The organism is Streptomyces barringtoniae (assembly GCF_020819595.1).
GTDB lineage: Bacteria > Actinomycetota > Actinomycetes > Streptomycetales > Streptomycetaceae > Streptomyces > Streptomyces barringtoniae.
Genome location: NZ_JAJHNP010000037.1, coordinates 39,464 through 48,336 on the forward strand (window position 1 = coordinate 39,464; position 8,873 = coordinate 48,336).

The 8,873-nt window shown below is 68.7% G+C and carries 10 protein-coding genes and 2 pseudogenes; 4 read left to right on the forward strand and 8 right to left on the reverse strand.

Annotation, left to right across the window (positions count from 1 at the left end):
- Positions 1-635 precede the first annotated feature (635 nt).
- The 4 genes from LMU33_RS39505 to LMU33_RS39520 form a co-directional block, all read right to left on the reverse strand.
- Positions 636-983, reverse strand: a complete 348-nt coding sequence (locus LMU33_RS39505; protein WP_228626732.1) for a hypothetical protein — start codon at positions 981-983, stop codon at positions 636-638.
- Positions 984-997: 14 nt separating this feature from the next.
- The gene (locus LMU33_RS39510) at positions 998-1,405 is read right to left on the reverse strand and encodes a ZIP family metal transporter (RefSeq protein WP_228626734.1); all 408 of its coding nucleotides are present in this window, start codon (positions 1,403-1,405) and stop codon (positions 998-1,000) included.
- Positions 1,406-1,559: 154 nt separating this feature from the next.
- Positions 1,560-2,423, reverse strand: coding sequence for a DMT family transporter (locus LMU33_RS39515; RefSeq protein ID WP_228626736.1), 864 nt, complete (start codon positions 2,421-2,423; stop codon positions 1,560-1,562).
- A complete protein-coding gene (locus LMU33_RS39520) occupies positions 2,420-2,956 on the reverse strand; it encodes a hypothetical protein (protein ID WP_228626738.1) in 537 nt (178 codons plus the stop codon). Before LMU33_RS39520 ends, LMU33_RS39515 begins: the two co-directional genes overlap by 4 nt.
- A gap of 883 nt (positions 2,957-3,839) precedes the next feature.
- Here LMU33_RS39520 and LMU33_RS39525 point away from each other — a divergent pair.
- Positions 3,840-4,655: an anti-sigma factor family protein gene (locus LMU33_RS39525; protein ID WP_228626739.1), complete on the forward strand. Its 816-nt coding sequence runs from the start codon at positions 3,840-3,842 to the stop codon at positions 4,653-4,655.
- A 135-nt stretch (positions 4,656-4,790) separates the two neighbouring features.
- On the opposite strand, the gene LMU33_RS39530 is transcribed toward LMU33_RS39525, so the two are convergent.
- Positions 4,791-4,922, reverse strand: a complete 132-nt coding sequence (locus LMU33_RS39530) for a DUF6529 family protein (protein WP_308280851.1) — start codon at positions 4,920-4,922, stop codon at positions 4,791-4,793.
- Positions 4,923-5,540: 618 nt separating this feature from the next.
- On the opposite strand from LMU33_RS39530, the gene LMU33_RS39535 reads away from it, so the two are divergent.
- Entirely contained in the window at positions 5,541-5,699 is a 159-nt protein-coding gene (locus tag LMU33_RS39535; RefSeq protein ID WP_228626741.1) for a hypothetical protein, read from the forward strand.
- Here LMU33_RS39535 and LMU33_RS39540 read toward each other — a convergent pair.
- A pseudogene (locus LMU33_RS39540) lies at positions 5,696-6,123 on the reverse strand (VOC family protein). The gene LMU33_RS39535 and the pseudogene LMU33_RS39540 sit on opposite strands and share 4 nt — an antisense overlap.
- A gap of 239 nt (positions 6,124-6,362) precedes the next feature.
- Between LMU33_RS39540 and LMU33_RS42265 the strand changes: the two are divergent.
- Together LMU33_RS42265 and LMU33_RS39555 are read left to right on the forward strand one after the other, a co-directional pair.
- Positions 6,363-7,401, forward strand: a pseudogene (locus LMU33_RS42265) (IS630 family transposase); the annotation flags it as partial.
- Positions 7,402-7,538: 137 nt separating this feature from the next.
- Complete coding sequence (locus LMU33_RS39555; RefSeq protein ID WP_228626745.1) at positions 7,539-7,847, forward strand: transposase; 309 nt, start codon at positions 7,539-7,541, stop codon at positions 7,845-7,847.
- A 120-nt stretch (positions 7,848-7,967) separates the two neighbouring features.
- On the opposite strand, the gene LMU33_RS39560 is transcribed toward LMU33_RS39555, so the two are convergent.
- Both LMU33_RS39560 and LMU33_RS39565 read right to left on the reverse strand, forming a co-directional pair.
- Positions 7,968-8,180, reverse strand: coding sequence for a hypothetical protein (locus LMU33_RS39560; protein WP_228626747.1), 213 nt, complete (start codon positions 8,178-8,180; stop codon positions 7,968-7,970).
- 132 nt (positions 8,181-8,312) lie between these two features.
- Complete coding sequence (locus LMU33_RS39565) at positions 8,313-8,768, reverse strand: hypothetical protein (RefSeq protein WP_228626749.1); 456 nt, start codon at positions 8,766-8,768, stop codon at positions 8,313-8,315.
- Between the last annotated feature and the right edge of the window lie 105 nt (positions 8,769-8,873).

Below are 8,873 nucleotides of genomic sequence, written 5' to 3' on the forward strand. Positions count from 1 at the left end.
CGGTTCGAACCGTTCGCACCTTTTGCTCGACTTCTTGCAGGTCGGGTCAATGCCGATGGCCGGGCTAACCTCACTCGCCTCTGTCAGAGCTCGACGACGCCGTACCCGACTGGACTGGGCACCGGCAACGCGGTCCTCACGTCCGTGGTCCTCTTGGCGGCCCTGAGGGGCCGTCGCGCCGTTGAACTGGGCGAACGTCCCTGCCCGCGCCCGGCCCGCTCGCGGCGGCCCTCGGCGTGCAGATGCCCTGGATCCCCTTCTTTGCTCCGGGCTGCACGGATTTCGCAAGAGAGGAGAGCCGAGGACGTCGGCCCTCTGGTGAACCCCGTACCTCTGCTCACGAGAGGGGGGAACACCTTGGCCAGGCCCTCCTGAGGTGAAGGGCGCCGTCACCGGCCGCCCGGAGGGGGCGTACGCCTCGTCGGCGCTCTCACGCATCAAGTGCGGCTGAGGACCGGCCCGGTTCGCGGGAGCCGACGGTGAGAGCGATCAGCTCCCGGGAGCCGTCGGGCGCGCCCCGAGAAAGATCCGGACGCTGGCTTTGGCTTCCTCGCGGCGGAGGTTGAGGTGAACGCCCCCGCAGGCCCCCCGCATAGCCGTGCCCGCCCCCACTCGCCGCCGGGGCCATGTCAGCTTCAGTGGCCGACGGCACCGACAAGGACGACGAGCGCCGTGAGGAGGGCCGCGAGAGTCATCGCGACGGTTGCTGGCGCTCCAAGGAATCGCCGCTCCCGAGGATGCTGCTGACGGGCGAGCCTGAGGGCCACCCACGCTCCCCGCGCGAGTACCCCGGCAACGAATGCCAGCAGCAGCGGCATGAGACCGTTCGGGATGGGCAGCGCACTGGCCACCAAGGCGCCCGCGGCCGGACTCAGGCAGGCCAGCCCGATCCAGGGCGCCACTCGCCGGCGCGGTTGCGCCCCCAGCAGGGCGGCAAGTGCCAGGCCTTCGCTCGCGGTATGCACCAGCAGCGCCGACACCACGACAAAAGAGGCGGTCAGCGCCAGAGTCGCCCCCTCCCGGAACCGGTGCAGGGCGAGCCCGGATGCCGCGCCGATGCCACCGGCACGGCCCAGCTCGCACGGCAGCCAATACGGACCACGACGCCGACAGCCGCATACGAGGCGAGCGCGGTGACCGGCACCGCCCACAGTGGCACACCAGCCCCATGTGCCCCCTCCCACGCGTCGGGCAGAAGATCGAGAACAGCGATGATCAGCAAAATCCCGGAAGCCGCAGCGAGCAGCATGGCCGAACGACCGGATCCACGCCGGGCCAGCCAGGCACCCACCACCGTGGCGACGGCGACAAGGATCACGGCAACCAGCGTTTCGGTCGCGGGTAGCTGCCAGCCGAGCCAGGGCTTGGTGGTCATGGTGCTGAAGAGTTCGCGGGTCTGGGGCATGGCCCCCTCTTCTCCTCAATCGAGCGGGTTCCGAACCGAGCACTCCCCGCCTTCCCGGCACAGCAGCTCCAGCGCCATGACACCCTCGGCGGGCTCATCCACGAGTACTGCAGTGCCTGACGGTGAATCAGCCAAGACTCGGCGCACACGCAGCTCAGCGCCCGTGCGGGACTTCTGGAGCCACACAGGGGTGGCGGCCGATCAGCACGATGCCGATCACGATCGCCATGAGTCCGACGGTCTGCACGGTGAGCGCGCCCGGCGTAGCCTGGAGCCGGTCGCCGATGATGCCGACCCCGCTGGCGATCCCGGCCAGCGGCTGCGCAGCGGTGAGCGCGGGCAGCGAGGAGCGCAGCGGCGCGGTCTGGAATGCTGTCTGGACGAGCACCAGGCCGGTCACGCCGAGGCACGCGACCACGTAGGGCTGCCAGTGCGCGAACAGCACTGCGATCCCGTGCCTGCTGACGATCCGGCTCGAGATGCGGGTGAGGGAGTCTTGCAACCCGTACAGGAGTCCGGCGGCGCAGGCCAGCACGGCCGCCTGGAGCGCCGGCCGGAGGTGCTGGGCGAGCGTGACGAGCAGCCCGGCCAGTCCGACGACGATGCCGAAGAGGATCCAGTGGCGCAGCGGCCCGGCCAGGTGCCCGCCCTCTGACGGCTGTCCGGCGACGAGGAACCCCGTCACGCCCAGCGCCAGCAGCAGCACCCCACCCCAGCCGTTCCAGCCGAGCGGCTGGCCGGTGAGCCAGCGGGACAGTGCCATCGCGAAGAGCAGGTTGGTCGCGGTGAGCGGTTCGACCAGCGACACCTCGCCGTTGGCAAGGGCGATGGTGCTCAGCGCCATGCCCACGATCATCGCGGCGATGCCGACCAGCCATTGCGGATAACGCATCAGGCCGAGCAGCAACCGGAAGCAGAGAGAGTCAGAAAGGGGCGCCCGCTGGGCCTGTCGCTGCTGGAGGACGAAGCCGACGCCGAGGCAGCAGGCGGCACCGATCCCCGGCAGGAACACGCTCACGACGTCACCCTTTCGGCCCGGCGTCGCGCGCTCGGACCCGGAGCATCTCCGCGCTGCGCCCAAAGATTCAGGTGGGCTCGGTGGTGCCCGGGATGGGCGGGCGCGGATCGTGCCTCGCGCTGCGGTCGAGCATCCGGCGGGTGTTCTGTGCGGTTCCCGGGCGAGTAGTGCATCTCCACGACTTCCAGGTCAATGCGGCCCTCGTGTTCCTGAGCGCCGATCGCCCGCATGCGGGGGCGCCGGGTGAGCAGCATGTCGAGGGCGTAACGGAACATGCCGTACGTGGCATCTGCCAGGAGCCGAACGCGGTCGGCGCCGGTTGCGACGTAGCCGTCGCGGGCGATGACAAACGTGCCCGTGTGGAGGCGGGCGGTGAAGCCGCTGTGTTCCCCGAGCGCCTCGTACAACCGAAGTGCGTGATGTTCGCGCCGCGTACGGGCCGGCCGTTCGGTGGCGGAGGCTTCCCCGTGCATGGTCGGTGTGAGCGTCGCGGGCGTCACGGGTGCTTGCTGCGAGTGGAGCGTGTCGGTCATCTCAGCTCGCTCCTTGCGGTCGGTGCGTGGGGGGATCCCGTGGCTAGTAGCGCTTGTTCAATTTCCACGGGCGGCGGACGCCGCCCGGTTCGACGGATGCGCACCTTTTGCGAGATCCCTTCGCGGGCGGGCCGCACGAAGACCCACTCCTCGGCACGCGGCACCATGACCGGCTCGCGCGGTGGCGGCGGAGCCGCCAAAAAACGCTCGCCTCGGTCACGCAATGTCAGGGGAGGCCTCTCCCTCGAGCCTCCTCACTTCGGCCACAGCACCTCATGAGCGACATGCGGCTGTGCAACGCCGACACCCCAAGTCGCCGAATAGCGTCTTCGGATGGGACGGGCGTGCACCACGACCAGCAGGTCCCCGGGATCATCCGCATCCGGGTCTGACTTGCTCTGCCTTGACTTACTCGATCGCGGTCTTCTCGGCGGCGCGAAGCCGGGTCCACGGCTTTGTGGGTCACATGCCGTATCGAGGTTCTTACGTCTCGTAGCCGTGCGCGTCGACATGTAACCCTGTACCGCGTCTTGTATTCATGGCCCCTGCACAGCGACCCAACGCGGAGTGACAAGGGAAGCCCTTCGCAAAAAAGGGTTCCAATGGCTGATCCGAATCGTTGCGGGAGCCGTGTCTCTTATGAGGGAAATGTGTCCTGTGCAGCCAGATGAGACATCAGCAATCAGGCAATGGGCCGCGGACGCCGCGCAGGAGATGCTGCTGCGGGCAGACCCTGGAACAGACAACCGAACCGTGATGGCTGACGCCCTGCGGACACCACTCCCCCAGACCGCCTGCGTCCTGCTGCTGGAGACGTCTATCGGGGCCGGGACGGTCAAAGCCGCACAGCGCTCGGCGTCCCCATGGGCATCGTGACGGCGGCATGAAGGAGGTGGACAGTATGAATGCGGACCGTGACGCCATCCGGCTGTCATTGGGCGCATACGTGCTGGAGACGCTGTCGCCCGCAGAGTCGGATCGGGTGTGCGCCCACCTCGCGGAATGCACCGAGTGCCGGGCTGAGTACGCCAAACTGGCGGGGCTGCCCGCCCTGCTCGCGTCGATCACCGAGGCCGAGGTCTCGGGTCAGACCGCGCCCGCGCCCAGCGAGGACCGGGCGGACCGGTTGCTGGGACGGGCCGCGCATCGCGCCCGTCCCAGCCCACAGCTGACTGATCCACCCGCCGAGCCGTCCATCCCGCAGGTGCCCGAGCCCGGTCTGTTGGAGCAACTGCTCCAACAGACCACGGCCCGACGTCGCACGACCCGTCGGCGGCGGCTGGTCAGTGTCGCGGCCGCCTTGACGCTCATGGCCGCGGCCGCCTCCAGCGGCACGTTGCTGGCGATCGTGGGCTCCGCCGGCAGTGAAGTGGCGCAGCCGGGAACGACTTCGCCGGCCCCGGTCCGCACCTTGTCGGCAAGCGACCCCGCCACCGGCGTGTCCGCCTCGGTGAAGCTCTCACCTGCCGCCTGGGGCAGCACCGTGCAGGTCACGGCTGAGGGAGCGCCCCCCGGGACCACGTGCAGGCTGCAAGCGGTCGCGGTCACGGGGGCCACAGCGACCGCCGCCACCTGGCAGGCCGGCGGTTACTCAGATAGCAACACGATTTCCGGGACAGCACCTGTGCCCCCCGGATCCATCGGCCACTTCGACATATACGCGGCCAACGGCCAAAAGCTCCTCACCATTCCGGCGTAAGGTGAACCGGGCCTCCAGCGCGGAGGAGCAGACACTCGATCGCGTGCTCCACAACAGCCTCTCGCGCAGGTTCCTTGGCGTACAGCCACCACGATCACCGAGGCGTGCTGCCTGCGCAGCCCAGCAATCTGATTCTCACAGGCCGGGTGCCTGGAAGCCGTTCGGGTACCAGAAGGCGGCGGCGTACCAGACCAGGGCGATAGCGGTGACAAGGGTGCCTCCAGCCAGGGGGAGCGCCCAACCGGGCCAGCGGCGGTGACGGACCACGATCACCTTGGCGACGAAAGTCCCGACGAGGAAGCAGCCGGTGAGCGAGTGCAGTGCAGGCGGGTGTCGGTCAGCTGGACACCGTAGGCGGTGATGCAGTGCTCAGCGATGGGGAGCGAGAGGGTGCGGCGCGCAGTGCGGGCAGGCGGCCGTACATCCAAAAGGCGAGAAATAGCTGAATCAGCGTCAGGCCTAGGAGTTGACGCTTTGTCATGCCACGTTCCGCTGGCTGATCGAGGGCGGCACCCAGGGACTCGCCGTGCCTGTCCTGGCACTGGTTCATGGGGTCACCTCCACGGTCGCGGCCATGAAGGGAGGTGGTGCTGAGTGCAAGGGCCCGCCCGATCCGGAGTTGGTTGCGGTGTGGGTGTCGGTGTCCTTGTTGGTCCAGGTCGCCGTCGTATCCGCTGGCCGATCGGCTCGTACGGCGGGCCGCCGCAAGCGCGCAGCCGCAGTCTGCGGCCGCTGCCGTACCGGGCGTCCCGCGGCGAACCGAAGGAAGCCGGCTCGACCGGTTGCTCCAGCAGGCCGCGTCCCGACGTCGTACCGTCTGGCGGAGGCAGCTGGTTGGAGTCGCCACGGCCACGACGGTCATCGCGGGGCAGCGTCGGGAGGCACGTGGCTGGCTACCATCGCGGCCACCAGCGGCCAGGTGGCGCAGCCCGCACCGACGTCACCGGCCCCGGTCCGCACATTTTCAACCGGACCCACCTGCGCAAACACCACACCAAGGCGGTCATCCCCGAGAAGAAGGACGAGACCGCCAACCGGAACTAGGGGCGGACGTAAGGCCGAGTCATGACTTCCATGTTGTGGCCGTCCGGGGCGTCGAAGTAGGCGCCGCGGCCACCGAATAGACGGTTGATCTGGCCGGCTTCGGTATGGCTGGGGCAGGCGTAGTAGGCAACCCCGACCACCTCCAGGCGGGCGATCATGGCGTCGAACTGCTCGTCGGGCACCAGGAAGGCGTAGTGCTGTGACTGGATCGGCTCGTCCCTCTTCTCGTAGTAGTCGAGCGTCACGCCGTTGCCGAGGTCGACAGGCAGGAACGGCCCAAACGGGGTGCCGACCTTCAAGCCAGGATCGCGGCGATGAACTCGGCAGACAGGCGCCGGTCACTTGCGTAGATGGCGGTGTGGTTCAACTGGACACCGGCCGCCGGCGGCACGGGTTCACGCGGGTACCGCTGGTCAGAGGACATCAGTGGTGTGTCTCCGGTCTTGGGATCCGCTGTGGTGAAGCGCCGCATACGGGCGCCGGGAACAAAGACGCGGAGAAGGGGGCGGGCCTCTTGCCCGCCTCGCACTCACGCCGAGGCCGGAAACCTCGCTCGTGCATGGCTCATGGCCGACCCGGCAGTCACCCGACCGACTTTACTGAGCTTGAACTCGGGTTGTCGTGGCTGCTGACAAGGCTTGATCCTCGCGGTACGCCGTCGTTATGAGGTACGCGCAGGGTGGTGGGTTGACGGATGAGCGGCGACAGTACCGCGAAGGCATCCGGATGATGGCCGCCGAGCGGTTCGCGGTGGGCGAGCCGATCTCGGTGATCGCGAAGGAGTTACGGGTCAGTGTCCGCTCGGTCCAGCGGCGGCGGGCCTGGGGCGGCCCGCGGGCTCTGCGGTCGGCCGGTCCCGCCGCCCATCCCCGGCTGAGCGATGCCCGGTTCGTCGTGCTGGAAGGGGAGTTGGCCAAGGGCCCGGTCGCGCATGGCTGGCCCGATCAGCGGTGGACGCTGGCGCGGGTCAAAACCGTGATTGGCCGGCGATTCCACAAGAGGTACACCCTCCAGGGCGTGCGCAAGCTGCTGATCCGGCACGGTTTCTCCTGCCAGGTGCCGGCCAGACGGGCCGTCGAACGCGACGAGGAAGCGATCTGCGGCTGGGTGATGGAGACCTGGCCGCAGGGGGAAGCACTGCGGCGGCGCTCGGGGCATGGCTCGTCTTCGAGGACGAGGCCGGCTTCTCGATGACGCCGCCGACTGCACGCACCTGGTCCCGCCGGGGGCACACGCCCGTCATCCGGGTCCGGGGCCGCACCTCGCGCCAGCTCTCCATCGCCGCCCTGACCTGCTGCAAAGCAGGCGAACGGTCACGCCTGATCTACCGGCCCAGGCGGCATCGCGGACGGCGGGGCGAGCGCAGGAGCTTTGCCTGGAGCGACTACCGCGACCCGCTGATCGCCGCCCACCGACAGCTCGGCGCCCGCATCGTCCTGATCTAGGACAACCTCGGCACGCACCTTTGCGCAGACATGCGAGCGTTCATCGACGGCCAGGACTGGCTGACCGTCTTCCAGTTACCGGCCTACGCGCCCGAACTCAACCCCGTCGAAGGTGTGTGGTCGCTGCTGCGACGCGGCTACACCTCCAACGTCGCCTTCACCAACCCAGACCACTTGATCCGCGCCGTCCGCCAGGCCTTCGCGAGATCCAGTACCGCCCCGCTCTCCTCGACGGCTGCCTCACAGAAACCGGACTCGCCTTCGGAACCGGACAGTCACCGCGACACCACGAGTTCAAGCTCAGTAGTGACCATCACAGGCTGGGGCCATGCCCGTTCCTCGGCTGTGCTCCGCCGCAGGTCAAGCCGCCGTTGGAAAATCCGACGTCAATGACGTGGCTGGCGAGGGTGGGACGAAGGACGGCGTGGCCTTCGGCCATGGCGTGCAGGAGCCCTGGTCGGCTGCTCCCGCGCTTGCCCTGGCAGCCACCTACCTCCTTTCCTGGACCAAAACGCGCCTGCTCAAGGGCAAGTTGGCCATCTCCGAGCCGAAGAGTCTCCGCTACCGACTCCCGCACTCCGCCGCCCGCCTCAACCACGGCGCCCGCCGCCTGCACCTGCGGATCGCCGCCACCTGGCCCTGGCGCCACGACCTGGCGGCCGCCTTCACCCGACTACGGAGCCTGCCCCGGCCCGCCACCTGAGCCAGTACGACCGTCCCTGCCCAGCCCCGACCGAGGACCCTTGGAGAGCCCGACCTCTCCGCGTCGGGCCCTCGGCATGCCCCGCGACCGCGTACGGCCAGCAGGACGTCACCAACGCCGTCAACCCAGCTCAGCCGGAGCCGACTGAAAAGCGGAGGCCAGGTCGTGCTCGGTGATCTCGTCGGCTGGGCGGTGGAGTGTCCAACGGTGGAGCCCGCCGTCCATGGGCAGCACCTCGACGACGGTTTCCAGCGGTGGGTAACCGAGTTCACCACAGCTGAATTGGCGGATCACGACGGCGGTGTCGTCGTCCAGGCCGAGCAGGATGCGCACAGCGTCCCTCAGTTCGCGAAGGTGCGGACTCGGCCAGGCGATTCCTGGGCGTGGTTCCAGGTGCATGGGAGATACCTCTTGCTTCCGGGAAGAGTGGCAGGTGTCGCAGACGGCGGGCTTCGCCGTGGTGGCTCAGTCGAATGGTGTGCGGGTGGTGGCCCGGTTCGGGATCGGTGGCCTGACGGGTGGTCGGGCAGCGCGGTGTTGTGTGGCCACCGTCATCTGCCAGATGGCGAGGAGCAGCAGCGTGCCGGTTTCGGCGAGGAGGCTGAGGACGGCTTGTGGTGCCGGTTGCAGACCGCGCTCGGTGAATCCGAACACGCCAACGGTGCGCGAAGCGGTGAAGCCGACGAGGGCGCCGAGCTCGACGCCTGCCGCGGCGGCCCTCAGCAGCGGGGGTGGTGTCCCGATCAGCAGCAGGGCAGCGAGGGCGAAGGATGCGCTGGCCTGGAGCAGGAACAGGGGGCCGATGATGTGGATGAAGCGGTACTCGTCGACGTAGAGCTGGGCGTGGATGTATCCGCCGGCGGCGAGGGTTGCGGCGGTCGCCCACCGCAAGGCCGGGATGGGGAGTCTTTGGGTGTTCATGCCAGCCTCTGGTTCTTGATGGCCAGTTCGCGGTCGCCTTGGCGGTAGCCGACGCTGCGGATGCCGAGTGCGTCCTTGAGCTGCCGGGCGGGAACGACCTGCGGG

What these genes read in the sequence shown, in the direction of transcription:
- LMU33_RS39510 (WP_228626734.1), bottom strand. Translation starts at nt 1,405, where the DNA reads ATGCCCCAGACCCGCGAACTCTTCAGCACCATGACCACCAAGCCCTGG.
- LMU33_RS39520 (WP_228626738.1), bottom strand. Translation starts at nt 2,956, where the DNA reads ATGACCGACACGCTCCACTCGCAGCAAGCACCCGTGACGCCCGCGACG.
- LMU33_RS39525 (WP_228626739.1), top strand. Translation starts at nt 3,840, where the DNA reads ATGAAGGAGGTGGACAGTATGAATGCGGACCGTGACGCCATCCGGCTG.
- LMU33_RS39565 (WP_228626749.1), bottom strand. Translation starts at nt 8,768, where the DNA reads ATGAACACCCAAAGACTCCCCATCCCGGCCTTGCGGTGGGCGACCGCC.